Here is a 26,460-nt window from a genome sequence, read left to right as displayed (position 1 = left end):
GTCGACCACCGCCCACCTGCCCGGCAGCGTCGCCGGACCACAGACCGTGGTGCTCATGACCGGCACCGCTGCCGTAGAGAGTGCCCCTGCCCGTCACAGACGGGCAGGGGCACTGGCACGTTCGGGCCGAGAACTGTCGGCGCAGGCCGCTACTCGGTCTTGATGGCGCCGAGGATGTCCAGCCTGGCCGCGCTCCGGGAGGGCCAGAGAGCGGCCAGCAGGCCGACCGTCGCGCCGATCCCGATGAAGAGGGCCAGCTGACCCCACGGCAGCACCGTGGTCAGGCCCGACAGGTCCGACTTGAGCAGGCCGTTGGCCGCCCAGGCCAGGAAGGTGCCGATGGCGACGCCCATCCCAGCGCCGAAGACCGCGATCACCACGGACTCCAGCCGGACCATTCGCTTGATGCCGCGCTTGTCCAGGCCGATGGCTCGCAGCATGCCCAGCTCGCGCTTCCGCTCGAAGACCGACATGGCCAGGGTGTTGACCACGCCCAGGACGGCGATCAGGACCGCCATGCCGAGCAGTGCGTACAGGATCGTCAGCATCATCGAGATCACCGAGCTGAAGTGGTCGATCATCTGCTGCTGCGACTGGACCTTCACCAGCGGGTTCTGGCCCGTCGCATCGCGCAGCGCCTGCTCGTTGGCGGTGGTCGCGCCGCCGTCCGTCTTGACCAGCACATCGCTGTAGAAGGGAGCGGAGGTGTGGCCCGCGAGGGCCCGCTCGCTGATCAGGGCCGGGCCGAGCAGGTCGCTCTTGGCGTAGATGCCGCCGACCGTCAGCGTGCCCGAGGTGCCGTTCGGGTAGGCGACCTGAACGCTGCTGCCGAGCTGCAGGCCGCGGTTCTTGGCCTGGTCGGAGTCGAGCAGTAGTTGCCCCTGCTTGAGTGCGGAGCTGCTGCCCTGCTGCAGGTCCGGTGCGACGAGCTGGTCGAAGCTGTTCGCGTCGAAGCCGCTGACGGACAGGTCCTTGCCGCCGACCTTGAAGTACTGCGAGTCGATCACGCTGGTGGCGGTGACGCCCCGGGCGGTCTTGAGCTTGTCGGCCAGCTCAGGGGAGACCGGGTAGCCCTGCTGCATGCCGACCGCGTAGTCGGCCTTCATGTTGGCGGTGACCTGCTGGGTGATCGTGTGCGTGATCGAGGTGCCGATCACGGTGAGCGCGGTGATCAGCGTGACGCCGATGGTCAGCGCGGAGGCCGTGGCCGCCGTGCGCCGCGGGTTGCGGACCGCGTTCTGCTTGGCCAGCTTGCCGCTGATGCCGAACAGACGCTGGAACAGCGGGCCCGTCAGCGCGATGATCGGCCGCGACAGCAGTGGAGTCAGCACGAAGACGCCCACCATGACCAGCATCGCGCCCAGCGCGACCGGGACCCGCCCGGAACTCCCACCGCTGCTGACGCCCATCAGGACCACGGCGATGCCGAGACCGGCCAGCACGCCGCCGATGCTGTTCCTGACCGCCAGGCTCTTCTGGGAGACGGGCTGGTCGCCGCTGCTCATCGCCGCGACCGGGGGGACCCGGGAGGCCCGCAGCGCCGGGAAGAGCGCGGCGAGGGCGGTGACGACCGTGCCGACCCCGAGCGTGACCAGCACCGCGGACGGACTGACCGTCAGACCGCCGGCCGGGATGTTGCCGCCCGAGCTGGTCGCCCAGGCCTTGAGCGCCGCGCCGATGCCGACGCCTGCGGCCAGCCCGACCGCCGAGGCGGAGAAGCCGATCAGCAGCGCCTCGATGAGCACCGAGCGAGTGACCTGACGCCGGCTCGCACCGAGCGCCCGCATCAGCGCCAGCTCACGGGTGCGCTGGGCGATCAGCATGGTGAAGGTGTTGGAGATCAGGAAGATGCCGACGAAGAGCGCGATCCCGGCGAAGAACAGCAGCGCCGTCTTCATGCTGGAGGTGGCGTCGGTGATCTGCGTCTTCGCCGTGGCGGCCAGGTCCGCGCCGGTGTGCACGGTGATGTTGGCGCTGTGCGGGATGACCTGCAGGACCTGAGCCTCTAGCGCCTGCTGACTGGTGCCGCGCTTGGCCAGGACGTCGATGCTGCCGAACTGGCCCGGCTTGGAGTACAGCTTCTGCGCCGTGGCGTCGTCGAAGAGCACCAGCGAGCCGCCGGTGCTGACCTGCGGGTCGTCGCTGGTGAAGATGCCGGAGACGGTCAATTGCATGACCGGGCCGTTGACGGCGAGCCGGACGGTGTCGCCGACCTTGAAGCCGTTCTTCTCGGCGGTGCGCTTGTCGAGCGCGACCTGACCGGAGTTGGTCGGGCCGACGCCCTGGGCCATCGGGTAGCGCGAGTCGGAACCGTCGGAGCCGGGGCTCCAGTTGGCGCCGGTGGTCGCGCCGCGGTCGCCGATCAGATTGCCCTGGGGGTCGGCGAGGCCGGCGAAGCCGCTGACGCTGCCGACCGCGGAGGCGGTACCGGGCAGGGCGGCTATCTGCTGGAGGGTCTGTGAAGTCAGCGGGTCGGCGGCGCTGTTGTTGTTCTTCTCGCTCCGCTCGACGCCGGCGGCCTGGTTGTCGACGCGGACGGAGACCTTGTCGTAGTTGTGCGACAGGCTGTTCTGCATGGCCGTGCTGACCGAGTCCGAGAAGACCAGGGTGCCGGCGACGAAGGCGGTGCCGAGGACGACGGCGAGCATCGTCATGAGGAGGCGTCCCTTGTGGGACAGCACGTTGCGCAGTGCGGTCTTGAACATCGCTTGAGTTCTCGTCTTCTTCCGGCTCAGCTGGTCCGGCCCTTGGCGTCGAAACGACGCATGCGGTCAAGGACGCTGTCGGCGGTGGGCCCCTGGAGCTCGTCGACGATCCGGCCGTCGGCCAGGAAGACGACGCGGTCGGCGTAGGAGGCGGCGACCGGGTCGTGGGTGACCATGACGATCGTCTGGCCCAGCTCGCGCACGGAGTTGCGCAGGAAGCCGAGGATCTCGGAGCCGGAGCGGGAGTCGAGGTTGCCGGTGGGCTCGTCGGCGAAGACGATCTCGGGGCGGGACGCGAGCGCACGGGCGCAGGCGACGCGCTGCTGCTGGCCGCCGGAGAGCTGGCTCGGACGGTGGCTCAGCCGGTCGGCGAGGCCGACCGTGGCGATGACCTGGTCGAGCCAGACCTTGTCCGGCTTACGGCCTGCGATGTCCATCGGCAGCGTGATGTTCTCCAGCGCGGTCAGCGTGGGGAGCAGGTTGAACGCCTGGAAGACGAAGCCGATCTGGTCCCGGCGCAGCTTGGTGAGCTGCTTGTCCTTGAGCCCGCCGAGCTCCGTCTCGCCGATCCGGGCCGAGCCGGAGGAGACCGAGTCGAGGCCGGCCATGCAGTGCATGAGGGTGGACTTGCCGGAGCCCGAAGGACCCATGATCGCGGTGAACTCGCCGCGGTAGAAGTCCACCGAGACGTGGTCCAGCGCGGTGACGCGGGTGTCGCCGGAGCCGTAGACCTTGGACAGGTCCGAGGCTCGGGCTGCGGCGGTGCGCAGGGCAGTGGTCGTCACGGTGTGCACTCCGGAGGGCTCGAGGGCGGAGGGAAGGGCGGCGGCGCGGAACTCTTACCGCTTCTTCATCCTCTCCGGCCCGCTGAGCCCTGGAGTCGCTCCGAGGAAGGGAGTGCTGCTCCTCCTGCGGTATGACACCGTCTCCGACTCCTCGGGGACGCCCCGGGGTGCCGACTCAGGGTCGGATCCTGCTGACGATTTGTCAGAGTCCAGTAAATTACGTCAACTTCCCCCCATCCGTGCACAACCTGCGCTCGGCTGCGGATAGGCTTTCCCCGAAGGGTTACGCCCGGATGGTGGAACGCAGACACGGCGAGCTTAAACCTCGCTGGCCGCGAGGCCGTGCCGGTTCGAATCCGGCTCCGGGCACGAGTCCAGGCCCTGTCCTGACATGCGCAGGCCAGGGCCTGGCAGCTGCCTGTCGACTCTCGGCTACATGCGCGCGGCGGCGCGGCGGAGGTCGTACTCGTGGACGATGGCCTTGGCGTAGCCGTACGAGATCTCGTACTCACGCCGAAGCCAGTCGATCTTGTCCTCGCAACGGATGAGCCCGGGGCCGTCGGCGACGGCGCGGAGCCAGTCCTCGATGGTGCGGCCGGTCACGCCGGGGATGCGGGAGATCAGGTTCTGATGGGTCTCTGCGGAGTACATGAGGGTCACTGGGCGCCTCCGATAGAGCGGTCCGTTTCACGACTGTGCCGCAGGGTGAGGGCCTTGGCAACAGTCTGCGTCGAGGCTCCCGTACCCAGCGGCGCGTGGCTCCATCCACGATGCGCGGATACGCTCGCTCCATGCCTGATCCGACACCACTTGTCGCTGCCGCTGAGCGTTTGGCGGACCGTTTCCGCGCGATGCCGCAAAGCGCGTTGGCGCGGAAGGCGCCGCCCGCCCTCGCCCTCGCCCGCGCGCTGGCGCGCGCGGCGGGCTCACCGGGCGAGGTGCCGGACATCGGCGGGTTCGTGGTGGGGGATCAGATCGCGGTGACAGCGCACGATCTTGCTCTCGCGCTGGCCGAGGCTGAGGGCCCAGAGGCGGACCGCACGCTGGCTGACGCTCTGACGGCGATAGCCGAGGTCGCGGCACTCTAGGCAGTTGGCTCAGTTGCACCATCAGGGGCGCGGGGAACTGCGCGAGCAACCACCCTGTGCGGATGGCCCTGCGCGTTGAGGACCACCCGCACGTCGGTGGCTTGTCGCGCAGTTCCCCGCGCCCCTGATGGTGCAACCTGGCCTCCGTCGTGACCTGTCGCGTCTACGCGGCGGAGCCGCTGGCGGAGCAGCGCCCGGTCGCCGAAGGCTAGAGGCTGGCCACGACGCGGTCGGCCAGGACGTAGACCGTCTCCTCGTCCGAGAGGGCGAAGGTGAGGGCGTGGGCGCCGGGGAGGCGGGAGGTGCCGAGGAGGCGGACGTCGGTGCCGTTGGCCACCGCGTCACGGATCCTGCGGCCGGTCGCCTGGTCGCCGGGCGCGATGCAGAGGGTGGTCTCGTCCTCGAAGACGTAGACGTCCAGCGTCCCCATCGGCCCGGGACGGACGTCCTTCAGCGCGGTGCCCACCTCGACCAGCTCCAGCAGGCGCAGGTCGGTCCACTCGGGCGTCGGCGTCGGCTGGGGGACGAAGCCCGGCTGGGCCGGGTGCGCCGGGCGGGTCGCGCGGTCGCCCTCGGCGATCATGTCCTCAAGCGCGGAGCGGAGCGCGTCGGCGAACTCCGGGTCCATTTCCCCGGACTCGTCCACGAATCCGCGCGGAGCCGGCAGAAACATCGTGTTCTCGGCCATCAGCGTCTCCACGGAATCCTCCGCGGCGCGGGCCTCCTGCTCTGCCCAGAAGCTGCGGGCCTCGGCGATTTCGCGTTCCCGGTCCTCCGCCAGGGCGATACCGACCGCGCGGCGCACGGTCGACTCCAGGCGGCGCGACATGGCGCGCACAGAGAGCAGCGCGGCGGCCGCGATAGCGGCGACCAGCGCGAGCAGGATGAGAAGGAGGACGATCACGGGAGGCACCCCTTGCGAGGAGTCGATCAGGCGGTCACCCCAACAGTGCCGCACCGAAGCAAATCCCGGCAGTGCGTAATGTCCTTTTCATTTGTGACGTCCGACATTGCGTTAATTGTCCGCAGCTCAAATGTCTACGCAATGCGACTGCGCGATCGCACTGCGTAGATGAAAAGTGAGGTCCATATAAAGAAATCGGTCCGGGTCGCGTCGGAACGTGACCCGGACCTTACCCACGTGCTCTTGGCCCAAACGGGTCATTGTGAGAAATTCCTGAGGAGCCCAGCCCGGCTCAGCTCAGCTCAGCCGCTCGATGACCATCGCCATGCCCTGGCCGCCGCCGACGCACATGGTCTCCAGGCCGAACTGCTTGTCGTGCCATTGCAGAGAGTTGATCAGCGTCGTGGTGATCCGGGCACCGGTCATGCCGAAGGGGTGGCCGACCGCGATCGCGCCGCCGTTCACGTTCAGGCGGTCCAGGTCGATGCCCAGGTCCCGGTAGGAGGGGATGACCTGCGCGGCGAAGGCCTCGTTGATCTCGACGAGGTCGATGTCGGAGATCGAGAGGCCGGCCCGCTTGAGCGCCTGCTTGGACGCCTCGACCGGGCCGTAGCCCATGATCTCGGGAGAGAGGCCGGAGACGCCGGTGGAGACGATTCGGGCCAGCGGCGTCAGGCCGAGGTCGCGCGCCTTGGTGTCCGACATGATGACCAGCGCCGCGGCGCCGTCGTTCAGCGCGCAGCAGTTGCCGGCCGTGACCGTGCCGTCGGGGCGGAAGACCGGGTTCAGGCCGGAGACACCCTCCAGGGTGACCCCGGCGCGCGGGCCGTCGTCCTTGGTGACGACCGTGCCGTCCGGCGTCGTCACCGGGGTGATCTCGCGCTCCCAGAAACCGTCCGCGATGGCCTTCTCGGCCAGGTTCTGGCTGCGGACGCCGAACTCGTCCTGCTCGCGGCGGGTGACGCCCTTGAGCTGGGCGAGGTTCTCCGCGGTCTGGCCCATGGCGATGTAGACGTCGGGGACCAGCCCGTCCTCCCGCGGGTCGTGCCAGGTCTGGCCGCCGCCGGCGAACGTCGCCGTGCGCGCCTCGGCGTCGCCGAAGAGCGGGTTCTTGGTGTCCGGCAGGCCGTCTGAGCTGCCCTTGATGTAGCGGGAGACGGTCTCCACGCCGGCGGAGATGAAGACGTCGCCCTCGCCGGCCTTGATGGCGTGCAGCGCCATCCGGGTCGTCTGCAGCGAGGAGGAGCAGTAGCGGGTGATGGTGCAGCCGGGCAGGTGGTCCATGCCGAGCTGGACGGCCACCACGCGGCCGAGGTTGTAGCCGGCCTCGCCGCCGGGCAGGCCGCAGCCCAGCATCAGGTCGTCGATGTCGCGCGGGTCGAGCTGCGGCACCTTGGCCAGCGCGGCGGCCACGATCTGTGCGGTCAGGTCGTCCGGCCGCAGATCCTTCAGCGAACCCTTGCCGGCCCGGCCGATCGGCGAACGGGCGGCGCTGACGATAACGGCTTCGGGCATCGTTGCTCCTGGAGGCGCTGGAAGGATGGGGGCCACGGCAGGCCCGTCCGACCCCCGCCCGGAGACGGGAGCTCGAACAAGCCTGCCAAAAAGCTACTCCCAGGTAGCGGCGCCGTCAGCGCCGCTTCCGTGTGAGCTGTCTGACGTAGACACCGCCGCCTCGACGGGCGGCTCACCCGAGGCGGACGCGTTCGCGCCCACCGAGCTCAGCGGGCGCCGGGCCCGGCGCAGCAACTGCGCCCAGTGGCCCGCCGGTGCGACCTCGGTGCCGCCGTGGCTCGCCGCGACCGCTGCCGCCTTGGCGAGCGAGTGCAAGCCCTCGGCGCGGTGCCGGGCGGGGATCTCCGGCCAGATGCCGATCGCCGCGCAGAGCGTGGGCAGCATCGCCATCGCCGCCGTCGCGTAGCCCTGCGCCGACGGGTGGTAGCGGTCGGAGGCGAACATCTCGTGTCGGCCCCGGAACTCCCTGCCGAGCAGATCCCCGAGCGAGACACTGCGCGCACCGGCCTCCACCACGGCGATCGACTGCGCGGCCGCCAGTTGGCGGCTCGCTCTCCGGGCCAGCCAGCGCAGCGGCGGCCGGACCGGTTCGATGGTGCCGAGATCCGGACAGGTACCCACGACGACCTCGGTCCCTGCGGCGCGCAGCCGCTTCAGCGCGTCGCCGAGCAGCCGCACCGAGATGGCGGGTTTGGTCATCTGGGTGACATCGTTGGCGCCGATCATGATCAGGGCCAGCTCCGGCCCCTGCGGGCCGGTTCGCGCCAGCACCGCGTCGACCTGGCGGGCCAGGTCCTCGGAGGTCGCGCCGTTGGCGGCGACGACGATCAGATCCACCGGACGCTCGGCGACCGAGGCGATCCCGCCGGCCAGCAGGGCTCCCGGCGTCTCCCGGCCGCGGTCGACGCCGAAACCGGCTGCCGTCGAGTCGCCCAGGACCGCGAGGCGCAGGGGCTCCGCGTCCGCGGCCGCGAAGGCCGTGCCGTAGCGGCCTTCGGCGTGCGGAGGCTCGCCCTTCAAGGTGTCCAACTGGTGTTCCGCGATCTTCGCTTCGGCCAGCAGTACGCCGACCAGCCCCACGCCGAGCAGGCCGATCCCGCCACCGCCGTACGCCGCAGCCGCGGCGATGCGTCGGGCAACACGTGCTCGTGACATGACCACCCCCAACTGGGTAGGGCCCGGCCGTCCGGGACCCGTGGCGGTCCCGGTGCGACTCGGAACAACTGCATCACTGCGTCAATACCCGGTAACGCCTGTCGCCTCGCTTTGGTTTCGGTCGTGTGCGTGACACCCCGTGGCGCCGTGACGCGCGCCCGACCGGACCATGGGATCGAGTCTCCCCCACTACGCTGGCACCCGCGGGGACGACAAACCGTGCGCTCCGCATATTTCTGTTCAACCGCGGAGGAACCCCGTGCGGTACCACGACTCGATCATCGACCTGGTCGGCAACACCCCTCTGGTCAAGCTGAACAAGGTGACCGAAGGCATCACCGCCACGGTCCTGGCCAAGGTGGAGTACTTCAACCCCGGCGGCTCGGTGAAGGACCGGATCGCCATGAAGATGATCGAGGCCGCCGAGGCCTCGGGCGCGCTCAAGCCCGGCGGAACCATCGTCGAGCCGACCTCCGGCAATACTGGAGTCGGCCTGGCGATCGTGGCCCAGCAGAAGGGCTACCACTGCATCTTCGTCTGCCCGGACAAGGTCTCCACGGACAAGATCAACGTGCTGCGCGCCTACGGCGCCGAGGTCGTGGTCTGCCCGACGGCCGTCGCGCCCGAGCACCCGGACTCGTACTACAACGTCTCCGACCGGCTGGTCAGGGAGACCCCGGGCGCCTGGAAGCCGGACCAGTACTCGAACGTGAACAACCCGGCCTCGCACTACGAGTCCACCGGCCCCGAGCTCTGGGAGCAGACGGAAGGGAAGATCACCCACTTCGTCGCCGGCGTGGGCACCGGTGGCACCATCTCCGGCACCGGGCGCTACCTGAAGGACGTCTCCGAGGGCCGGGTCCAGGTCGTCGGCGCGGACCCCGAGGGGTCCGTCTACTCCGGCGGCACGGGCCGCCCCTACCTGGTCGAGGGCGTCGGCGAGGACTTCTGGCCGACCGCCTACGACCGCAGCGTCGCCGACGAGATCGTGGCGGTCTCCGACAAGGACTCCTTCCAGATGACCCGCCGTCTCGCCAAGGAGGAGGGTCTGCTGGTCGGCGGCTCCTGCGGGATGGCCGTGGTCGCCGCGCTGCGGGTCGCGGGGCGCCTCGGCCCGGACGACGTCGTCGTGGTGCTGCTGCCGGACTCGGGCCGCGGCTACCTGAGCAAGATCTTCAACGACGACTGGATGCAGGACTACGGCTTCCTCGAGGAGGGCGGCGACGAGGCCGTGGCCGGCGACGTGCTGGCTCGCAAGGACGCGCTGGAGCATGAGGGCATCCCGCAGTTCGTCCACGTGCACCCGGACGAGACGGTCGGCGAGGCCGTGCAGATCCTGCGCGAGTACGGCGTCTCGCAGATGCCGGTGGTCTCCCCGGGCGCCGGTCACCCGGACGTGATGGCGGGTGAGGTGATCGGCTCCATCGTCGAGCGGGACCTGCTGGAGGGCCTCTTCGCCAAGAACTTCGGCCTGGAGGACCCGATCGGCTCGCACATGTCCCCGCCGCTGCCGGTGGTCGGCTCCGGAGAGTCCGTCAGCAGCCTGATGGCGGTGCTCGGGCAGGCCGACGCGGCTGTCGTGCTGGTCCAGGGCAAGCCGCAGGGCATCGTCACCCGTCAGGACCTGCTGACCTTCATGTCGCGAAAGTAGTCGGGAGCACCGGCGGCGCCTCGGGCTCACCCGTCACATAAGTAGGCCCAAACGGTACGTAGGCGTCACGTAGCGGCAGCACGCGGTTAACACGGCTCCGGCATTGTTGTTCTCACGGCAAGAAGCCGAGCGTGGTGGCAGCGGGGAACCGGAGCGGCTCCCGGATTCCGCAGTCACCAGGACGCGTCGGACGGCCCTGACCCGGCCGGCCGCGTCCGCCCGCGGGGATCGCCGTCGTCCCGCCCCTGTCGGTCTTCCGATGGGGTGCGGCGCCCCGCGGCACCAGCTCCGCGTTCCCGGGTGGGGGAACTGGACGGAGACAGCAGGGCCGGCCCTCTGGGCCGGCCCTGCTGGTGTGTTCACAGGCCGTGTACGCGGTTGCGGCTGCCACCCGCTCGCGGCGGGTTCACACCACCCTCATGGGCCGGCCGGTCCTTGGAGCGAGCGTCTCAGCTCACGCGGCGGCGGACGACGACCAGGCCCGCACCCGCGATCAGGAAGCCCGCGCCGCCGACCAGGTAGGGAGTCGCGTCCGGACGGGCCGGGTCGGTCCCCGAGGCGCTGTTCACGACTGCCGCAGCCGGGGAGACGGAGTGCGACTGGGCAGAGACCGACGCGGAGGCGTAGGGGACCAGCGCGAGCGTGAACGCGGTGCCGATACCGGCCGCGACGGCGGTGGTGGTGAGATGGCGGCGGCCCACGGGCGCTCCTCGTGCTTCGGGTACTTCGACGTACTCGTCGGACCGAGACCGACTGGCGGTCTCCCTCGCACGACCCCCGTGACGTGCTGGTCCGGACGATGCTAATCAGCCGATCGGCCTTTGGATAGGCTCGGGCCATGACTACTCAGAGCAGCGACGCCACCCCTTCGGTCGAGGACGGCTCCCGATACATCCGGCTCCAGATCGAGCTGATCGTCGAGGTCGTCGACGAGAAGGCGCTCCAGGCCGCAGCGCTGGAGCACGTCGAGAACGACGAGTACCTCGAGGACGACGAGCGGGCCGAGGCCATCGAGGCGATCAACATCGACCCGAGTGGCGCAATCGCCCACTTCGTCGACCCGGTCGCGATGTTGGAGGGCATTCCGGGGGTCGAGCTGGCCGAGGCCGGCTGGGAGACGCAGCCCGTGGACTACGACGAGGAGAACGAGGACTGGGAGCTGCGTGAGGCAGGCGAGGAGGAGTAGGACTCGGCCCTTGACGCCTCGCCAGGTGAGAACTGCCTGAAAAGTCCGAATTGGGCTTCTGCTGCCTGTCCTGTTTAGGCTGATAAGCCGGACCAGGACAGGCAGCGGGCAACGGTAGGAGCACACCATGACGACAGCGGCACAGTGGACCCGGCGATCCGTCGTGGCCGGGATGGTGGGGACTCCGGTGCTGCTGGTCGCGGCCTGCTCGGGCTCCGACTCGAAGGGCGGCTCCAGCGGGGCGACGGGCGGCGCGAACGGTGGCGCCTCCTCGCCCGCAAAGGCCACGAAGGCGACGGTCACGGTCACACCCAAGGACGGCGCGACCGGCGCCGACATGACCGTCCCGGTCACCGTCACGGTGGCCCAGGGCACGCTGGACTCGGTCACGCTGACCGGCCCCGGCGGCAAGCAGATACCCGGTCAGCTCTCCGCCGACAGGACCAGCTGGACCAGCACTGGGACGCTGGCCTCCAGCGCCGGCTACAAACTCTCGGCCGTCGCCAAGGACACCGAGGGCACGACCGGCACCACCGCCTCCGCGTTCAGCACCGGAAAGCCCGCCAAGGCTTTCATAGGCGTCTTCAACCCGGACCACGGCGCCACGGTCGGCGTGGGGATGCCGGTGACGATCAACTTCGACAACGCGATCACAGACAAGGCAGCGGTGCAGAAGAACATCACGGTCACCGCCGACCCGCCGGTCGAGATCGTCGGCCACTGGTTCGGCGACAACCGCTTGGACTTCCGCCCGCAGACGTACTGGAAGCCGGGCACCAAGGTCACGCTGACCCTCGCGCTCAAGGACGTGGAGGGCGCGAAGGGCCGTTACGGGACCCAGGCCAAGACGGTGAGCTTCACCATCGGCCGCAGCCAGACGAGCGTCGCGGACCTGGCCACCAAGCAGCTCACGGTGACCAGGGACGGCAAGGTCGCGCAGACCTTCCCGATCTCCGGCGGAAGCCCGCAGCACACGACCTGGGCGGGCAAGATGGTCATCTCGGAGAAGCTGCTGCAGACCCGGATGGACTCACGGACCGTCAACCTGGGCGGCGAGTACGACATCGCCGACGTGCCGCACGCGCAGCGGCTGACCACCTCGGGGACCTTCATCCACGGGAACTACTGGGCCTCCGGCATCTTCGGCAACGCGAACACCAGCCACGGCTGTGTCGGCCTCCAGGACGCGAAGGGCGCGAGCGACCCGAGCACGGCGGCGGCGAAGTTCTACAACAGCTCGATGGTGGGCGACGTGGTCGAGGTCATCAACACCGGCGACCGGACGGTGGACCCGTCGAACGGCCTGAACGGCCTGAACGGCTGGAACCTGGACTGGAACGCCTGGAAGGCCGGCAGCGCGGTCTGAGGAAGCCCCGCTCGGATCAGCCCGCTCGGTCCCGCCCGGCCGCCGCCGGTCACCCGATTGTCGCGTCAGAGCGCCGCGCGGACAGCGTCGTAGGCGGTGCGCGCCTGGAGTGAGGTCGCCTTGCCGGTCACGGCGAGCGTCCGCCAGGCGTCCGGGCTGGTCGCCTGCGTAGCGGCGGACTCGGCCAGGACGGCCTCCCTCAGGTCCTCCGTGGCCAGCGTGCGCAGCAGCGACGGCAGATCGCCGCGGCCGCCGGCCGGAGGCGCGCTCGCCAAGTGGGTCAGCGCGGCGGCCTCGGTCCGGTCGACCGTCGCGAGCCGCGTCTCCATGGCGGCGGCGTCCTGCCAGACCGCGCCGGTGGCGTAGCGGAGCTTGAGCCGGAACAGCGCGGACTCGCTGGTCAGCGAGAGCACGCTCGCCCGAGCGGGCGTCATGTCGGGGCGGAGCAGCGCGTCGTCGTACCGGGGCTGACCGTCGCTGTTGGTCAGCACACAGGTGGTCGACTTGATGTCGTTGTCCCACATGGACTGTGTCGGCACGTAGGTGCTCACCCGGGCGACGTCGTCGAGCCGCCCGACGTCCACGATGTGACGGGCGGCGTCCACGGTGCACTCGACCACCGACTCCTCGGTGGCCTTCTGCAGACCGGGGAACGATCCGGAGAAGGTGTGGCGTCCGACGATCTGCCCGGCGTGCGGCTGCCCGCAGTCGATGATGTGAACGCCCGACCGGGAGTTCTGACCGTTGACATAGTCAAAGCACTTGCCGACCGCGAAGGCGCTCACGGGGCCCTGGGACGAGCCGACGTACGCCGCCGCGCCGATGATCCCGACCATGGCCAAGGCCATCCACCCGGCGCACAGCGACAGCGCGACGACCGCAGCCCGCTTGCCGCGCAGCCGCAACCGTCGGATCCGGAAGAGCGCGACGATCCCCACCACGACGGCCACGGGCACCAGCGCCAGCGCGGCGGCGACCAGCGCGACCACGGCGGCCGCGCTCGTCTTCGGTCGAGCGGCTGCGACCTCGGCCGGAGCGGGGGCGGCGCCTGCGCCGACGTAGGGCGGGACGGGTGTCTGACTCACCGCGCGAGAGTATCCGATCGGCGCTGGTCCGTCCGGGGGCTTGGCTCAGCCAGGCGGCCGGATCCGCGGCGCGGTCCCAGCGCCGCCACAGCTCATCGTCGTCGGGACGTGGCAGGCTCCCGCCGTGCGTGGCCCGGAGGTCAAGGCGATCCTGCGGACCCTGCGACCATCTGGCCGCCCTCAGGCCCCTTCAGTGGGTGAGCTGTGCGACGTGCGTGTCCAACTCGCCCGAGATGGGGTCCAGGCCGTTCAGCCAGCGCCGCTGCTGCTCGCGCCAGTGCACCCAGGTCAGCGGGCCGTCCCAGGTCACGCTGAGCGGCCAGGGGTCGAACCGCCCGGTCAGCACCCGGAGCAGGAAATCGGCCATGCCGCAGTCGTAGCGGGCCCAGTTGTCCTCGGTGTGACGTCCACGGACGACGACCGGCCAGCGGTCCGGGTCCGGGTCCGTGGTCAGCCAGTACAGCGCGTCGGGGCCGCAGGTGTGACCCCACTCCAGCAGGTGCGCGGGGTCGACGTCGAGCGGCCTGCGCGGCGGATCGACCTCGAAGAGGTAGCCGGCGTCGCCCCGTGACTCGGCGACACTTCCGACCTCCCACTCGGGCTTCGGAACCGGGAGCGGCGGCACGATGCCGAGCACGGCGCCGAAGTCGCCAGCGCCGTAACGGGCCATGAACGCGACGTAGTCCGATGGCAGGGCCCGGCCGAACGCCGCTTCGACGGCCGCCCAGTCGACCCCCTCGTCCGCGCCGTGGTCGGCGGGCGCGATGTCGAAGAGCGCGGCGACCTGCGGGCTGAGCAACATGGGAACCCTCCTGGGATCGCCGCACGCTATCACCGCGCGACTGCTCCGCCGGGTTGCGACCAGCCGTGTTCATCCTTCGTATGCAGATTCGGCGTCGTACGTGCCCGGATCGGTCAGTCCGCGGCGGCCGACGGGCCCACCTCCGTTGCTGCTTCCGCTGCTGCCGCGTCCGCCAGCAGGGCACGGAGCGGTCCGGTGGACGGGGAGTCTCCGACGAGGGCGTCAAGGGCGGCATCGAGCGCGTCCTCGACGCCCTCCGCGTAGTGCAGGTGCAGCGGCTCGTCCCAGGTCAGTACGTAGGACGCACGCCCGTGCTCCACCAGGTCGAGCAGGGCCAGGCGCTCCACTAGGCCACGGAGGGCGCCCCGGCCGAACTCGCGGGCCGCGCGGCCCGTCGCCCGCTCCGCCTCGGCGGAGCGGGGGAGCCGGGCGATGACCGGAACCGTGCCGTCGCGGTCGATCTCGTCCAGGAGGGTAGGGAGCAGCGACTCGACGGTCCCGCCAGGAGGGCAGTGCGGGGCCACGCCGCGGTGCAGTGCCGCGCGTCCGGTCTCGCGGGCCAGGACCTCCCAGGACACCGGCCGCTTCCCTGCCGCGTCGGCCGGCAGCGTCACGGCTGCGACCGCCGCCAGCAGGTGGTCCACGTCGCGCAGCAGGTCCAGCGCCTGACGCTCCTCGCCCGTGATCACCCGGCCGTCGGCGGGCAGCGCCTCCAGCGCGGCGACGCGCTCGTGCACCGGAGGGTGCGAGTCGTACGGCGAGGTCTCGCGGACCGGCGGCTCCGCGCGCACCTCGTCCAGCTCCGCCTGCCGCTTCGCGGAGCCGAGCAGGGAGCGGAAGCCGCCGTAGAACTCCGAGGCCAGCGGCAGGTAGCCGGCGTCCCAGCCGACCGCCGCGTAGCGGTCTAGATAGAAGTCGTAGGCGAGGTCCAGTGCCGGAAGCTGGCGCATCGCCGCCGCGGCGTGGTCGCGACCGGCGATCCGCGCGGACGCGAGGTCGGCGGAGAGCTCCTGACGGCGGCTCACCGACTCGGAGACACGCAGGTAGAGCTTGGCGTAGGCGCCGAAGACCGAGGCCGTCACGCCCCGTCCGGCCGCGCGCGCGTGCTGGACGACCGTGATCAGGCTCTGCCGCCCGCGCACGGTGATCCCGGCCAGCCGGGTGTCCTTGTTGCTGTAGTGGCCCAACTCGTGCGCCAGCACGGCGTCCAGCTGCGGCTCGGTCAGCCCGATCAGCAGCGGAACCCCGATCAGCATCCGCCGGTGGCCTGGAATCAGCCCGAGCAGCCGAGGGTTCTCGCTCACCGCCGCGTTGACCTGCGGGATCAGCCGGATCTCGGCGGGCGCACGGGTGCCGACCTGCTCGGCGAGGGAACGGACGCGGGCCCAGAGCTCCGGCTGCTGCTGCTCGGAGACACTGATCCCGGGCGGGGCCTCGTCCTTGGGGCGGCGGACGAAGAACACGCCGCGCGCGATCGGGATCGCGGCGAGCACGCTGAAGGCCACCAGCTTGAACGCGCCCGCGCTGAAGCCGCCCGAGGCGTTGTCCAGGATCAGCACGTCCACCAGCGCGATCAGCCCCAGCGCACCCAGCGCCAGCACGTAGAAGCCCAGGAGCAGGGCGAGCGCCTGAAGGGCGCGGAACGAGGTGCGCATGCGGACTTCCCCCGGAGCATGTGGCCAGTGCTGAGCGGCGATCAGCGGATCAGCGATCAGCGAGCGGCGGTCGGCGAGCCGTGACCGGCGAGCGGGATCGTATCGGCCGCCGCGTTCCGGCGTCACCAGGGACAACCGGACTACGCTCAGGCCTCATGAGCGAGCACAGCGAGCAGCACCACTACGCCTTCGAGACCCTGGCCATCCACGCCGGTCAGGAGGCGGACCCGCAGACCGGAGCGGTGGTCACCCCCATCTACCAGGTCTCCACCTACAAGCAGGACGGCGTCGGCGGCCTCCGCGGCGGCTACGAGTACAGCCGCTCCGCCAACCCCACCCGCACCGCGCTGGAGCAGAACCTCGCCGCGCTGGACGGAGGCCGCCGCGGCCTCGCCTTCGCGTCCGGCCTGGCGGCCGAGGACTGCCTGCTGCGCACGGTCACCAAGCCCGGTGACCACATCGTCATCCCCAACGACGCCTACGGCGGCACCTTCAGGCTTTTCGCCAAGGTACTGACCCGCTGGGGCGTGGACTTCTCGGTCGCCAACACCCACGACCCGGAGAGCGTGCGCGCCGCGGTCCGCCCGAACACCAAGGTGATCTGGGTCGAGACCCCGAGCAACCCGCTGCTCGGCATCACCGACGTCTCCGCGCTGGCGCACATCTCGCACGACACGGGCGCGCTCCTGGTCGTGGACAACACCTTCGCCAGCCCGTACCTCCAGCAGCCGCTCGCGCTCGGCGCGGACGTGGTCGTCTACTCGACCACGAAGTACATGGGCGGCCACTCCGACGTCGTCGGCGGCGCCCTGGTCACCGACGACGCCGCGCTCGGCGAGGAGCTGGCGTACCACCAGAACGCGATGGGCGCGGTCGCCGGGCCCTTCGACGCGTGGCTGGTGATGCGCGGCATCAAGACGCTGGGCATCCGGATGGACCGCCACAGCGCCAACGCGGCGAAGATCGCCGAGTTCCTGACCGGCCACCCGAAGATCGCCCAGGTGCTCTACCCGGGCCTGCCCGAGCACGCCGGCCACGAGATCGCGGCCAAGCAGATGCGCGCCTTCGGCGGCATGGTCTCCTTCCGGCACCGCGACGGCGAGGAGGCCGCGGTCGAGGTCTGCAACCGGGCCCAGCTGTTCACGCTCGGCGAGTCCTTGGGCGGTGTCGAGTCGCTGATCGAGCACCCGGGCCGGATGACCCACGCCTCGGCGGTGGGCTCGCCGCTGGAGGTCCCGTCCGACCTGGTTCGCCTCTCGGTCGGCATCGAGTCGGTGGACGACCTGCTGGGCGACCTGCAGCGCGCGCTGGGCTGACCGACCCGCTGATCGAACCGCCGACAGGCCCGCTGATCGAACCGGCCCATCGGCCCTGAGCAGCTGCGGCGACTCAGGGCCGGTGCGCCTCGATGGCGAGGTTGAAGCGGGTCAGCAGCGTGCAGAAGGCCTCCTGGTCCTCCTCCGGCCAGCCGTCCGTCAGCACCCGCATCAGCTCCCTGCGGGAGGCGCGGACCTCCTCCAGCCGGTCCCGGCCGCGCTCGGAGAGTTCCAGCAGGACCGCCCTGCCGTCGTCCGGGTTGGGCACCCGCTCCACCAGGCCGCAGTCGACCAGCGGCGCGACCTGCCGGGTCACCGTGGACGAGTCGATGCCCATGGCCTGCGCCAGCGCCTTGACGCCGACGGCGCCGGTCCGGTCGAGCCGGTTGAGCAGCAGGAACGCCGCCCGGTCCATCGAGTTCCGCTGCTCGCCCAGGGCGCCTATCCGCGCCTGCTCGACGCGGCGCGCGAAGACGGCCACCTGGTACTGGAGCTGGTCGTGCAGATCAGTGGCTGCGGCTGCCGCGGCTGTTGCGGCTGGGGAGCGGTTCTCAGGCATCGGCTTCGTCGCGATCTGTCGTTCGGCTGAGCTCTCCGAGCGTATCCGCGCCAGGCCCTACGCTGAACCCTATGAACGCCTGGCCGATCACCCTCGATGACGTCCGGGGGGCCCACAAGATGCTCTCCGGCATCGCCCGCGTCACCCCCATGGAGAGCAGCCGCCACCTCTCCTCACTGATCGGCGCGCCGGTCCAGCTGAAGTGCGAGAACCTGCAGCGCACCGGCTCGTTCAAATTGCGCGGCGCGTACGTGCGGATCGCCGGACTCTCGCAGGTCGAACGCGCCGCGGGCGTGGTGGCCGCCAGCGCGGGCAACCACGCGCAGGGCGTCGCGCTCGCCGCGAGCACGCTGGGCGTGCGGTCGACGGTCTTCATGCCGGTGGCCGCGCCGCTCCCCAAGGTCGCCGCCACGCGCGACTACGGCGCGGAGGTCCGCCTGGTCGGCGAGAACTTCGATGCGACCCTGACGGCGGCGCTGCAGTACGCGGAGACGACGGGTGCGGTCTTCATCCACCCCTTCGACCACCCAGACGTGGTGGCCGGGCAGGGCACGGTGGGCCTGGAGATCCTGGAGCAGTGCCCCGAGGTGCGGACCATCCTGGTCGGCGTCGGCGGCGGCGGCCTGATGGCGGGGATCGCGGCGGCGGTCAAGCACGTCCGCCCGGACGTGCGCGTGGTCGGCGTCCAGGCGGCGGGCGCGGCGGCGTACCCGCCCTCGCTGCGGGCGGGGCGGCCGGTCACGCTGGAGCGCTTCGCGACGATGGCCGACGGCATTCAGGTCGGCCGACCCGGCGAGGTGCCGTTCCAGATCATCAACCAGCTGGGCGACGGCGTGCTGACGGTGAGCGAGGACGCGCTGGCCCGGGCGCTGCTGCTCTGCCTGGAGCGGGCCAAGCTGGTCGTCGAGCCGGCGGGCGCGAGCCCGATCGCCGCGTTGCTGGAGCACGGCAGCGAGATCGAGGGCCCGGTGGTGGCGGTCCTCTCCGGCGGCAACATCGACCCGCTGCTGATGCAGCGGGTGCTGCGGCACGGGATGGCGGCCGCTGGCCGCTACCTGTCGCTGCGCCTGCGGATCAACGACCGGCCGGGCGCGCTGGCCACGCTCCTCGCTGCGCTCTCGCGTACGGACGCCAACGTGGTGGACGTGGCGCACGTGCGCACGGACCCGAAGCTGGGCATCGGCGAGGCGGAAGTCGACCTTCACTTGGAGACGAAGGGCACCGAGCACTGCGCCGCGGTGGTCGCGGAGCTCCGCGACGCGGGCTACGTCATCCTCAGCCAGGGCTAGCACTCGGCAGAGGATCCAGTCGCACCTCCAGGGGCGCGGGGAACTGCGCGACAAGCCACCGTGTGTGCTGGGTCCCCGAACGTGCAGGGCCATCCGCAGTGGGTGGTTTCTCGCGCAGTTCCCCGCGCCCCTGGAGGCGTTGCAACGTCCCTCCGTCGTGAGCTGTCGCGCCCCTGGATGGTTCAACTTGCCCCTGGCTGTCAGTGCCGCGCGCTACGTTGCGAGGTGGCCATGGAAGTCCGTGGTTGCGTTCTGGTCTATTCGACGTGCCGACCGCGGCCGATCGGGTAAGGCTAGGGGGACGTGTGATCGTTCTGGGGTGAGGGAGACAAGTCGATGAGCGGAGCTATCTCGGCCGAAGGGCTGGTGAAGACCTTCGGCGACGTCCGCGCACTCGACGGTGTGGATCTCGACGTGCCGGAGGGCACCGTGCTCGGCCTGCTCGGGCCGAACGGGGCCGGCAAGACCACCACCGTGCGGGTGCTGACCACGCTGCTCAAGCCGGACTCCGGCCGGGCCACGGTCGCGGGCGTCGACGTGCTGAAGCACCCCAACAAGGTGCGCAGCCTGATCGGCCTGTCCGGCCAGTACGCCGCCGTGGACGAGTACCTGACCGGGCAGGAGAACCTGCAGATGGTCGGCGAGCTCTACCAGATGTCCCCGCGTGACGCGAAGGCCCGCGCGCGTGAGCTGCTGGACTGGTTCAACCTGAGCGACGCCGCCGGGCGCATCGCGAAGACGTACTCCGGCGGCATGCGGCGCCGGCTCGACCTCGCGGCCGCGTTGGTCGTCCGGCCGCCGGTGATGTTCCTGGACGAGCCGACCACCGGCCTCGACCCGCGCAACAGGATGGCCCTCTGGGAGGTCATCGAGACCTTGGTCGGCGAGGGCACGACGCTGCTGCTCACCACTCAGTACCTGGAGGAAGCGGACCGCCTCGCTCACGACATCTGCGTCGTCGACCACGGCCGCGTGATCGCCAGGGGCACCGCCGACCAGCTCAAGGCGCAGATCGGCGGCGAGCGCGTCGAGGTCGTCGTGCAGGACGCGGACGTGCTGGGCGCGGCCGTGGAGGCGCTGACGCCGTTCGCGAAGGGCGAGCCGACGGTCGAGCCGCACACCCGGCGGATCACGGTGCCGGTCAGCGGCGGCGCACGGGTGCTCGCCGACGTGATCAGGGAGCTCGACGCCCGCGACATCGTCATCAACGACATCGGGCTGCGTCGTCCGACCCTGGACGACGTCTTCCTCTCGCTGACCGGCCACGTCACCGCAGGCGAGGACGGGGGCGACGGCGACGACGAGAACGAGAACGACGGGCCGCAGGCCGAGGAGACCGCAGCAAGCAGGAAGAAGGCCCGGGTATGACGCTGACCACCGCCCCGCTCTCGACGGGCGCGCCGCTCCAGCCCGCGCGCGGCGGCATTCTCCAGATGCTGCACGACTCCTGGGTGGTCGCCAAGCGCAATCTGCGGCGGATGACCCGGATCCCGGAGATCGTCGTCTTCGGGTTGATGCAGCCGGTCATGTTCGTGCTGCTGTTCAGCTACGTCATGGGCGGCGCCATCGCCGTGCCGGGCAGCGACCCGAACTCCTACAAGCAGTACCTGATGGCCGGCATCTTCGCGCAGACCGTCACCTTCGCCGTGGCCGGCGCCTCCGCCGGCATCGCGGAGGACATGACCAAGGGCCTGGTCGACCGGTTCCGCTCGCTGCCGATGACGCGCTCCTCGGTGCTGGTCGGGCGCACCATCGCCGACCTGGTGCAGACGGGCTTCACGGTGCTCGTCCTCGCGATCGTCGCGTCGATCATCGGCTGGAGGTTCAACAACGGCTTCCTCGAGGCGCTGGCGGCCTTTGCGCTGCTGCTCCTGCTCGGTTACGCCTTCTCCTGGATCGGCGCGCTGATCGGTCTCTCCGTGCGCAGCCCGGAGGCGGCCACCTCGGCGGGCCTGATCTGGCTCTTTCCGCTGACGTTCATCTCGAACGCCTTCGTGCCGGTCGCGAGCATGCCGGGCTGGCTCCAGGGGATCGCCTACTGGAACCCGTTCAGTGCGACGGTCGAGGCCTGCCGCAAGCTCTTCGGCAACCCGACCGGCGGGCCGGCCACGCAGTGGCCGATGCAGCACGCCGTCGGGGTGTCGATCGGCTGGTCGCTGCTGATCACTGCGGTCTTCTCGTACCTGTCCGTACGCAAGTACCGCTCCGCCACCGGCTGACCGGCGGGGAGCGGTACGAGGTTCGCGCTACGGCGAAGGGGGAGGTGGGCGGCGGATCAGACGGCGTCAGCCTGTGTAGGGCTTGGCCTCGATGATCTTGACGCCCGCCTTGCGGCCGTTCGGCAGCTCGTAGGTCACATCGGAGCCGACCTTCTTGCCGCCGATCGCGCGGCCCAGCGGCGACTGCGGCGAGTAGGTCTCCAGGTCGATGGAGGCCGCCTCGCGGGAGCCGAGCAGGAAGGTCATGGTGTCGTCCAGGTCGCCGTCGTAGGCGATGGTGACGACCATGCCCGGACCGACGATGCCGTTGTCCGCAGGGGCCTCGCCGACCTGGGCGCGCTCAAGGAGCTGGGTGAGCTGGCGGATGCGCAGCTCCATCTTGCCCTGCTCCTCGCGCGCTGCGTGGTAGCCGGCGTTCTCCTTGAGATCGCCTTCCTCGCGGGCCTGCTCGATCTTCTGCGCGATCTCGGTACGTGCGGGACCCGACAGGTGCTCCAGCTCGGCGCGGAGCTGGTTGTACGCCTCCTGGGTGAGCCAGGTGACGTTGTCGCTGGTCTGGGTCACTGGTGCTCCTCGTAGGTACTGGGGATACAAATCATCGCCCGCGCGGTGGGAACGGGCGAAACCCCCACCTTAACAATTCCGACGCGGAGAGTCAGGGGTCACGAACACCCGACGAGCTCGCCGGTGGTGCCACGCGAGGTGGTCTTGAGCATCACGGTGGTGGTCCCGTCGCCCGACCCCTCGGGCAGGGTAACGGTGACCCGGCCCACCTCGTTGCCGTTCGCGTCACGCGAGCGAACCGTGCAGGAGGCTGCCTGGCCGGTCGACTTGCTCACCGTGAGCGTGATCTTGATCGAATGGTCGGAGACCACCTGGAAGGTCTGCACCTCGCCGTTGACGGACGAGCCGGAGGTGTACTTCCAGGCGATCGCGGCGACGAGGGCGAGCACCAGGCCGACGGTGACGTAGTAGATACGCTTGCCGCGTCGGCGGGCCTGCTCCTCGTCGCGTCCGCCGTAGCGTCCGGCGGGGCGTACGCCCTGGGATGTATCCGCCATCGGACTATGGCCTCCTTCGGGGGTTCGCGGGGTGATCGCGAAATAAACCGCTGTCCCCCGTCCGTCACTATAGGAGTCGGTTCCGAAGACGAAGGGCACAGGGGCAGTGACTGAGCAGTTGCGACTGATGGCAGTGCACGCGCATCCGGACGACGAGTCCAGCAAGGGCGCGGCCACCATGGCGATGTACGTGTCGCGCGGTGTCGATGTGCTGGTGGCCACCTGTACGGGGGGCGAGCGGGGATCGGTGCTGAACCCCAAGCTCCAGGGCGACCCGTGGATCGAGGAGAACATCCACGAGGTGCGGGCCAAGGAGATGGACGCGGCCAGGGAGATCCTGGGCGTGAAGCAGGCCTGGCTGGGCTTCGTCGACTCCGGCCTGCCGGAGGGCGACCCGCTGCCGCCGCTGCCGGAGGGGTGCTTCGCACTCAAGACGGTGGAGGAGGCGGCCGAGCCGCTGGTCCGGCTGATCCGCGAGTTCCGGCCGCACGTGATCACCACGTACGACGAGAACGGGGGCTACCCGCACCCGGACCACATCATGACCCACAAGATCTCCATGGCCGCCTTCGACGCCGCGGGCGACCCCGACGCGTACCCGGAGGCCGGTGAACCCTGGCAGCCGCTGAAGCTCTACTACAACCAGGGCATCTCGTTGGAGCGGATCAAGGCCCTGGACGCGGCGATGAACGCGCGCGGCCTGGAGTCCCCGTACAAGGAGTGGATCGCCCACTGGGAGACGTCGGAGCGCAAGCCGCGTGAGATCACCACGCGCGTGCCCGCCGGGGACTTCTTCGAGATCCGGGACAAGGCGCTGATCGCGCACGCCACCCAGATCGACCCGGACGGCCCGTGGTTCCGGGTGCCGCTGGAGATCCAGCGCGAGGTCTGGCCGACGGAGGACTACGAGCTGGCCCGCTCGCTGGTGGACTCCTCGATCCCGGAGGATGACCTCTTCGAGGGGATCGCTCCGAAGATCGCAAAGGTGTCCTGAGACGATGGACGAGTGAACACTGCCATGCACCCCGCGGCCGCCCAGCTCCTGGCCGCCTTCGACACCAACAAGGTGACCCCGGGCATCCTCGGTTTCCTGGTCTTCGCCGCGCTCGGCGCCGGCACTTGGTGGATCCTCAAGGCGATGAACCGCTCGCTCCGGCGAGTCGACTTCGTCGAGGCCCCGGAGCCGGGCCAGGCACCGGGCCAGGCACCGGGCCAGGTACCGGGCCAGGCGCCTGGCGAGGCCCCGGAGCCGAAGCTCTAGCGCTAGCCACTCGCTATTGCGAATAACTTGCAAGTAAATATTGCCAGCCCCTACCTTGGATCAGCAGCAAAGATCCAAGAGGGGTGTGGCATGGGGACGATCGCACGCATCAGGGCCGCCTTGACCCGACGCGAGTGGGCCCGGATGGGGGGCATGGCGGCGTTCATCGTCGCCCTGCACGTCGTCGGGTGGGGTGTGCTGCTCTTCATCGTCTCCCCGCACCACTACGCCGTGAACGGCCAGGTCTTCGGCGTCGGCATGGGCCTCACCGCCTACACGCTGGGCATGCGGCACGCCTTCGACGCGGACCACATCGCGGCCATCGACAACACCACCAGGAAGCTGATGGGCCAGGGCAAGCGCCCGCTCTCGGTCGGCTTCTGGTTCTCGCTGGGCCACTCCTCGGTGGTCTTCGGGCTCTGCCTGCTGCTCTCACTCGGCGTCCGCGCGCTGGCCGGCCAGGTGAAGAACGGCTCCTCGACGCTGCAGACCGTGGCGGGGACGATCGGCACGACGGTCTCCGGCACCTTCCTGATGCTGATCGCCGCGATCAACGCGGTGGTGCTCGTCGGCATCATCAAGGTGTTCCGCACGATGCGCAGCGGCGCCTACAACGAGGCTGAGCTGGAGGAGCACCTCAGCAAGCGCGGCTTCATGAACCGGATCCTGGGCCGGGTGACCCGGGCCGTCGACAAGCCGTGGCACATGTACCCGGTCGGCCTGCTGTTCGGGCTCGGCTTCGACACGGCGACCGAGGTCTCGCTGCTCGTCCTGGCCGGTGGCGCGTCGGCGTTCTCACTGCCCTGGTACGCGATCCTGACGCTGCCGATCCTCTTCGCGGCCGGCATGTCGCTGCTGGACACCATCGACGGCTCGTTCATGAACTTCGCCTACGAGTGGGCCTTCTCGAAGCCGGTCCGCAAGGTCTACTACAACATCACCATCACCGGGCTCTCGGTGGCGGTGGCCGTGATCATCGGCGGCATCGAGCTGACCGGGCTGCTGGCGCAGAAGCTCAAGATCACGGGTGGTCCGGTCGGCTGGGTCGCGGGATTGAACCTGAACAATGTGGGCTTCGTGATCGTCGGGCTCTTCGTCGTCACCTGGGCGGTCGCGCTGCTGGTGTGGCGCTACGGCCGGGTCGAGGAGAAGTGGGCACTGGCGGCTGCCGAGGAGTAGGCCGCGCCCCGGCCGAGGACTAGTCGGGACCTTCGGCGGGGTGAAGGGGGACCTTGACCACCGGTTGTGAGGTGCGGGTAAGAGCCAGCATGGGAAACATGCAGCAGCTCGACCAGCGCACACGCACCTCGGAGTCGGAGGCCCCGGGCTCCAGAGGTGAGGCGCAGTACCGTCCAGGGGCGACCATCACCGACTGGCAGCCGGAGGACGAGGCCTTCTGGCTCGCCAAGGGCCGCCGGGTCGCCGCCCGAAACCTCTGGATCTCGGTGCCGGCCTTGCTGCTCGGCTTCGTGGTGTGGCAGGTCTGGTCCGTCACGGTGGTGAACCTCGGCGCGGTCGGGTTCCCGTTCAGCGCCTCGCAGCTGTTCTGGCTGACCGCCGTGCCGGGGATCACCGGCGGCACGCTGCGCATCGTCTACACCTTCGCGATGCCGCTCGTCGGCGGCCGCAGGTGGACCGCGCTGAGCACCGCCGTGCTCGTGCTTCCGCTGCTGTGGCTCGGCTTCGCCGTGCAGGACACCGGCACGCCCTACTGGGTGATGCTGCTGATCGCCGCCTTGTGCGGCATGGGCGGCGCCAACTTCGCCTCGTCGATGGTCAACATCGGCTTCTTCTACCCGAAGCGGCTCAAGGGCAACGCCCTCGGCGTCAACGGCGGCCTCGGCAACCTGGGCGTCTCCGTGGTCCAGTTGGTCGCGCCGCTGGTCGTCACGGCGGGCGTGCTGCTGGCGCCGGCGGGCGGGGCGCAGACCAAGCAGCCGGGCGGCGGCCAGGTCTGGCTGCAGAACGGCGCGTTCCTGTGGGTGCCGCTGCTGCTGGTGACGGCGGGGCTCGCCTGGTTCTCCATGAACGACCTCAAGTCCTCGGCGGCGCCGTTCCGCAGGCAGCGGATCATCTTCCGGCGTCGGCAGACCTGGCTGATGACCTGGCTCTACGTCGGCACCTTCGGCTCCTTCATCGGCTTCGCGGCGGCGCTGCCACTGCTGATCAAGACCACCTTCACCCCGATCGACCCGGCCTACTCCGCGACCACCTACGCCTGGCTCGGCCCGCTGTGCGGCGCGTTGACGCGCTGGGCGGGCGGCTGGCTGGCCGACCGCGTCGGCGGCGCGCGGTGCACGCTGATCTCCTTCGCGGGCATGGCGGTCTCGATCGGCGCGGTGATCGCGTTCCTGCCGTCCGGCGGCAGCGACGGCAATTTCTGGGGCTTCCTGATCGCCTTCCTGTGCGCGTTCTCCTTCTCCGGCCTGGGAAACGGCTCGACGTTCCAGCAGATCCCGGTGATCTTCCGCAACCAGCACCTGCGCTCCGCGCGGGGTCAGGGCGCAGCCGCGGAGGCGGCGGCGTTGAAGCAGGCGGAGATGGAGGCGGGCGCGGTGACCGGCTTCTCCTCGGCGATCGCGGCGTACGGCTTCTTCTTCATCCCGGCGATGTTCGCGAACCTCGCGGTGACGTCGGCGCTGTGGAGCTTCGTCGCCTTCTACGTGACCTGCCTGGCCATCACCTGGTACTGCTACGCCCGCAAGCGCGCCGCGGATCCTTGCTGAGACCTTGAGTTGCAACACCTCCAGGGGCGCGGGGCTCTGCTTGATTCACTACGTGCGCGAGCAACCACCCTGTGCGGATGGCCCTGTTCATTGGGATCTATCCGCACAGGGTGGCTTGTCGCGCAGTTCCTC

The 26,460-nt window shown here is 70.1% G+C and carries 25 protein-coding genes and 1 tRNA gene; 13 read left to right on the top strand and 13 right to left on the bottom strand.

The annotated features are described in order from the left end of the window. Nucleotides 1-149: 149 nt before the first annotated feature. Both ABIA32_RS25125 and ABIA32_RS25120 read right to left on the bottom strand, forming a co-directional pair. Entirely contained in the window at nt 150-2,705 is a 2,556-nt protein-coding gene (locus ABIA32_RS25125) for an ABC transporter permease (RefSeq protein ID WP_370099703.1), read from the bottom strand. Between the two features lie 26 nt (nt 2,706-2,731). After that, entirely contained in the window at nt 2,732-3,499 is a 768-nt protein-coding gene (locus tag ABIA32_RS25120; RefSeq protein WP_370099700.1) for an ABC transporter ATP-binding protein, read from the bottom strand. Nucleotides 3,500-3,777: 278 nt separating this feature from the next. Between ABIA32_RS25120 and ABIA32_RS25115 the strand changes: the two genes are divergently transcribed. After that, nucleotides 3,778-3,859 (top strand) — tRNA-Leu (locus tag ABIA32_RS25115). A gap of 63 nt (nt 3,860-3,922) precedes the next feature. Here the strand turns inward: ABIA32_RS25115 and ABIA32_RS25110 are convergent. Continuing rightward, a complete protein-coding gene (locus ABIA32_RS25110) occupies nt 3,923-4,141 on the bottom strand; it encodes a DUF4287 domain-containing protein (protein WP_370099697.1) in 219 nt (72 codons plus the stop codon). Nucleotides 4,142-4,281: 140 nt separating this feature from the next. Here ABIA32_RS25110 and ABIA32_RS25105 point away from each other — a divergent pair, with 140 nt between their 5' ends. Next, nucleotides 4,282-4,578, top strand: a complete 297-nt coding sequence (locus ABIA32_RS25105) for a hypothetical protein (RefSeq protein ID WP_370099695.1) — start codon at nt 4,282-4,284, stop codon at nt 4,576-4,578. A 208-nt stretch (nt 4,579-4,786) separates the two neighbouring features. On the opposite strand, the gene ABIA32_RS25100 is transcribed toward ABIA32_RS25105, so the two are convergent. The 3 genes from ABIA32_RS25100 to ABIA32_RS25090 all read right to left on the bottom strand — a co-directional run bounded on the left by ABIA32_RS25100 (nt 4,787) and on the right by ABIA32_RS25090 (nt 8,152). Further along, nucleotides 4,787-5,482, bottom strand: coding sequence for a hypothetical protein (locus tag ABIA32_RS25100; RefSeq protein ID WP_370099692.1), 696 nt, complete (start codon nt 5,480-5,482; stop codon nt 4,787-4,789). A 297-nt stretch (nt 5,483-5,779) separates the two neighbouring features. Next, complete coding sequence (locus ABIA32_RS25095; RefSeq protein WP_370099689.1) at nt 5,780-6,997, bottom strand: acetyl-CoA C-acetyltransferase; 1,218 nt, start codon at nt 6,995-6,997, stop codon at nt 5,780-5,782. Between the two features lie 93 nt (nt 6,998-7,090). Beyond that, the gene (locus tag ABIA32_RS25090; protein WP_370099686.1) at nt 7,091-8,152 is read right to left on the bottom strand and encodes an SGNH/GDSL hydrolase family protein; all 1,062 of its coding nucleotides are present in this window, start codon (nt 8,150-8,152) and stop codon (nt 7,091-7,093) included. 259 nt (nt 8,153-8,411) lie between these two features. Between ABIA32_RS25090 and ABIA32_RS25085 the strand changes: the two genes are divergently transcribed. Continuing rightward, nucleotides 8,412-9,803 carry a cystathionine beta-synthase gene (locus ABIA32_RS25085; protein ID WP_370099683.1) on the top strand — a complete coding sequence of 464 codons (1,392 nt, stop codon included), beginning with the start codon at nt 8,412-8,414 and terminating at the stop codon, nt 9,801-9,803. Nucleotides 9,804-10,252: 449 nt separating this feature from the next. On the opposite strand, the gene ABIA32_RS25080 is transcribed toward ABIA32_RS25085, so the two are convergent. Beyond that, nucleotides 10,253-10,504 carry a hypothetical protein gene (locus ABIA32_RS25080; RefSeq protein ID WP_370099681.1) on the bottom strand — a complete coding sequence of 84 codons (252 nt, stop codon included), beginning with the start codon at nt 10,502-10,504 and terminating at the stop codon, nt 10,253-10,255. Nucleotides 10,505-10,641: 137 nt separating this feature from the next. Here ABIA32_RS25080 and ABIA32_RS25075 point away from each other — a divergent pair, with 137 nt between their 5' ends. Continuing rightward, nucleotides 10,642-10,989, top strand: coding sequence for a hypothetical protein (locus tag ABIA32_RS25075; RefSeq protein ID WP_370099678.1), 348 nt, complete (start codon nt 10,642-10,644; stop codon nt 10,987-10,989). A gap of 127 nt (nt 10,990-11,116) precedes the next feature. Beyond that, nucleotides 11,117-12,355 carry an Ig-like domain-containing protein gene (locus ABIA32_RS25070; RefSeq protein ID WP_370099675.1) on the top strand — a complete coding sequence of 413 codons (1,239 nt, stop codon included), beginning with the start codon at nt 11,117-11,119 and terminating at the stop codon, nt 12,353-12,355. 65 nt (nt 12,356-12,420) lie between these two features. On the opposite strand, the gene ABIA32_RS25065 is transcribed toward ABIA32_RS25070, so the two are convergent. From ABIA32_RS25065 to ABIA32_RS25055, 3 genes are all read right to left on the bottom strand, one after another. Further along, nucleotides 12,421-13,440, bottom strand: a complete 1,020-nt coding sequence (locus ABIA32_RS25065) for a hypothetical protein (RefSeq protein ID WP_370099672.1) — start codon at nt 13,438-13,440, stop codon at nt 12,421-12,423. 190 nt (nt 13,441-13,630) lie between these two features. Beyond that, nucleotides 13,631-14,242: an SMI1/KNR4 family protein gene (locus tag ABIA32_RS25060; protein ID WP_370099669.1), complete on the bottom strand. Its 612-nt coding sequence runs from the start codon at nt 14,240-14,242 to the stop codon at nt 13,631-13,633. Nucleotides 14,243-14,355: 113 nt separating this feature from the next. Continuing rightward, the gene (locus ABIA32_RS25055; RefSeq protein ID WP_370099667.1) at nt 14,356-15,897 is read right to left on the bottom strand and encodes a M48 family metalloprotease; all 1,542 of its coding nucleotides are present in this window, start codon (nt 15,895-15,897) and stop codon (nt 14,356-14,358) included. A gap of 155 nt (nt 15,898-16,052) precedes the next feature. Between ABIA32_RS25055 and ABIA32_RS25050 the strand changes: the two genes are divergently transcribed. Beyond that, entirely contained in the window at nt 16,053-17,213 is a 1,161-nt protein-coding gene (locus ABIA32_RS25050; RefSeq protein WP_370099664.1) for a cystathionine gamma-synthase, read from the top strand. A gap of 73 nt (nt 17,214-17,286) precedes the next feature. Here ABIA32_RS25050 and ABIA32_RS25045 read toward each other — a convergent pair whose 3' ends face one another. Continuing rightward, the gene (locus ABIA32_RS25045; RefSeq protein WP_370099661.1) at nt 17,287-17,772 is read right to left on the bottom strand and encodes a MarR family winged helix-turn-helix transcriptional regulator; all 486 of its coding nucleotides are present in this window, start codon (nt 17,770-17,772) and stop codon (nt 17,287-17,289) included. 71 nt (nt 17,773-17,843) lie between these two features. Here ABIA32_RS25045 and ilvA point away from each other — a divergent pair, with 71 nt between their 5' ends. The 3 genes from ilvA (at nt 17,844) to ABIA32_RS25030 (ending at nt 21,280) form a co-directional block, all read left to right on the top strand. After that, entirely contained in the window at nt 17,844-19,061 is a 1,218-nt protein-coding gene (ilvA, locus tag ABIA32_RS25040; protein ID WP_370099659.1) for a threonine ammonia-lyase, read from the top strand. Between the two features lie 336 nt (nt 19,062-19,397). After that, nucleotides 19,398-20,429, top strand: a complete 1,032-nt coding sequence (locus ABIA32_RS25035; protein ID WP_370099656.1) for an ATP-binding cassette domain-containing protein — start codon at nt 19,398-19,400, stop codon at nt 20,427-20,429. Continuing rightward, nucleotides 20,426-21,280, top strand: coding sequence for an ABC transporter permease (locus ABIA32_RS25030; RefSeq protein WP_370099653.1), 855 nt, complete (start codon nt 20,426-20,428; stop codon nt 21,278-21,280). The genes ABIA32_RS25035 and ABIA32_RS25030 overlap by 4 nt, the downstream gene beginning before the upstream one ends. A gap of 66 nt (nt 21,281-21,346) precedes the next feature. Here ABIA32_RS25030 and greA read toward each other — a convergent pair whose 3' ends face one another. Both greA and ABIA32_RS25020 read right to left on the bottom strand, forming a co-directional pair. Then, on the bottom strand, nt 21,347-21,844 hold the full coding sequence (gene greA, locus ABIA32_RS25025) for a transcription elongation factor GreA (protein WP_370099650.1): 498 nt from the start codon (nt 21,842-21,844) through the stop codon (nt 21,347-21,349). Between the two features lie 98 nt (nt 21,845-21,942). Further along, nucleotides 21,943-22,341, bottom strand: a complete 399-nt coding sequence (locus ABIA32_RS25020; RefSeq protein ID WP_370099647.1) for a DUF4307 domain-containing protein — start codon at nt 22,339-22,341, stop codon at nt 21,943-21,945. Nucleotides 22,342-22,447: 106 nt separating this feature from the next. Here ABIA32_RS25020 and mca point away from each other — a divergent pair, with 106 nt between their 5' ends. The 4 genes from mca (at nt 22,448) to ABIA32_RS25000 (ending at nt 26,328) form a co-directional block, all read left to right on the top strand. After that, nucleotides 22,448-23,335, top strand: coding sequence for a mycothiol conjugate amidase Mca (gene mca / locus ABIA32_RS25015; RefSeq protein WP_370099644.1), 888 nt, complete (start codon nt 22,448-22,450; stop codon nt 23,333-23,335). Nucleotides 23,336-23,347: 12 nt separating this feature from the next. Then, on the top strand, nt 23,348-23,602 hold the full coding sequence (locus ABIA32_RS25010) for a hypothetical protein (RefSeq protein ID WP_370099641.1): 255 nt from the start codon (nt 23,348-23,350) through the stop codon (nt 23,600-23,602). 90 nt (nt 23,603-23,692) lie between these two features. Beyond that, nucleotides 23,693-24,781, top strand: coding sequence for a HoxN/HupN/NixA family nickel/cobalt transporter (locus tag ABIA32_RS25005; RefSeq protein ID WP_370099639.1), 1,089 nt, complete (start codon nt 23,693-23,695; stop codon nt 24,779-24,781). Between the two features lie 98 nt (nt 24,782-24,879). After that, nucleotides 24,880-26,328 carry an MFS transporter gene (locus ABIA32_RS25000; RefSeq protein ID WP_370099636.1) on the top strand — a complete coding sequence of 483 codons (1,449 nt, stop codon included), beginning with the start codon at nt 24,880-24,882 and terminating at the stop codon, nt 26,326-26,328. Nucleotides 26,329-26,460 lie beyond the last annotated feature (132 nt).

The sequence above is a fragment of the Streptacidiphilus sp. MAP12-20 genome, assembly GCF_041262525.1.
GTDB lineage: Bacteria > Actinomycetota > Actinomycetes > Streptomycetales > Streptomycetaceae > Streptacidiphilus.
Note: the sequence above shows the minus strand (reverse complement) of the source record. Positions and strands in the feature narration are given on the sequence as shown.

Bases quoted from the DNA above. Each gene is read 5' to 3' on its own strand.
- ABIA32_RS25125 (WP_370099703.1), bottom strand. From the start codon at position 2,705: ATGTTCAAGACCGCACTGCGCAACGTGCTGTCCCACAAGGGACGCCTC.
- ABIA32_RS25110 (WP_370099697.1), bottom strand. From the start codon at position 4,141: ATGTACTCCGCAGAGACCCATCAGAACCTGATCTCCCGCATCCCCGGC.
- ABIA32_RS25105 (WP_370099695.1), top strand. From the start codon at position 4,282: ATGCCTGATCCGACACCACTTGTCGCTGCCGCTGAGCGTTTGGCGGAC.
- ABIA32_RS25095 (WP_370099689.1), bottom strand. From the start codon at position 6,997: ATGCCCGAAGCCGTTATCGTCAGCGCCGCCCGTTCGCCGATCGGCCGG.
- ABIA32_RS25090 (WP_370099686.1), bottom strand. From the start codon at position 8,152: ATGTCACGAGCACGTGTTGCCCGACGCATCGCCGCGGCTGCGGCGTAC.
- ABIA32_RS25075 (WP_370099678.1), top strand. From the start codon at position 10,642: ATGACTACTCAGAGCAGCGACGCCACCCCTTCGGTCGAGGACGGCTCC.
- ABIA32_RS25070 (WP_370099675.1), top strand. From the start codon at position 11,117: ATGACGACAGCGGCACAGTGGACCCGGCGATCCGTCGTGGCCGGGATG.
- ABIA32_RS25060 (WP_370099669.1), bottom strand. From the start codon at position 14,242: ATGTTGCTCAGCCCGCAGGTCGCCGCGCTCTTCGACATCGCGCCCGCC.
- ABIA32_RS25055 (WP_370099667.1), bottom strand. From the start codon at position 15,897: ATGCGCACCTCGTTCCGCGCCCTTCAGGCGCTCGCCCTGCTCCTGGGC.
- ABIA32_RS25050 (WP_370099664.1), top strand. From the start codon at position 16,053: ATGAGCGAGCACAGCGAGCAGCACCACTACGCCTTCGAGACCCTGGCC.
- ABIA32_RS25045 (WP_370099661.1), bottom strand. From the start codon at position 17,772: ATGCCTGAGAACCGCTCCCCAGCCGCAACAGCCGCGGCAGCCGCAGCC.
- ilvA (WP_370099659.1), top strand. From the start codon at position 17,844: ATGAACGCCTGGCCGATCACCCTCGATGACGTCCGGGGGGCCCACAAG.
- ABIA32_RS25035 (WP_370099656.1), top strand. From the start codon at position 19,398: ATGAGCGGAGCTATCTCGGCCGAAGGGCTGGTGAAGACCTTCGGCGAC.
- ABIA32_RS25030 (WP_370099653.1), top strand. From the start codon at position 20,426: ATGACGCTGACCACCGCCCCGCTCTCGACGGGCGCGCCGCTCCAGCCC.
- ABIA32_RS25020 (WP_370099647.1), bottom strand. From the start codon at position 22,341: ATGGCGGATACATCCCAGGGCGTACGCCCCGCCGGACGCTACGGCGGA.
- ABIA32_RS25005 (WP_370099639.1), top strand. From the start codon at position 23,693: ATGGGGACGATCGCACGCATCAGGGCCGCCTTGACCCGACGCGAGTGG.
- ABIA32_RS25000 (WP_370099636.1), top strand. From the start codon at position 24,880: ATGCAGCAGCTCGACCAGCGCACACGCACCTCGGAGTCGGAGGCCCCG.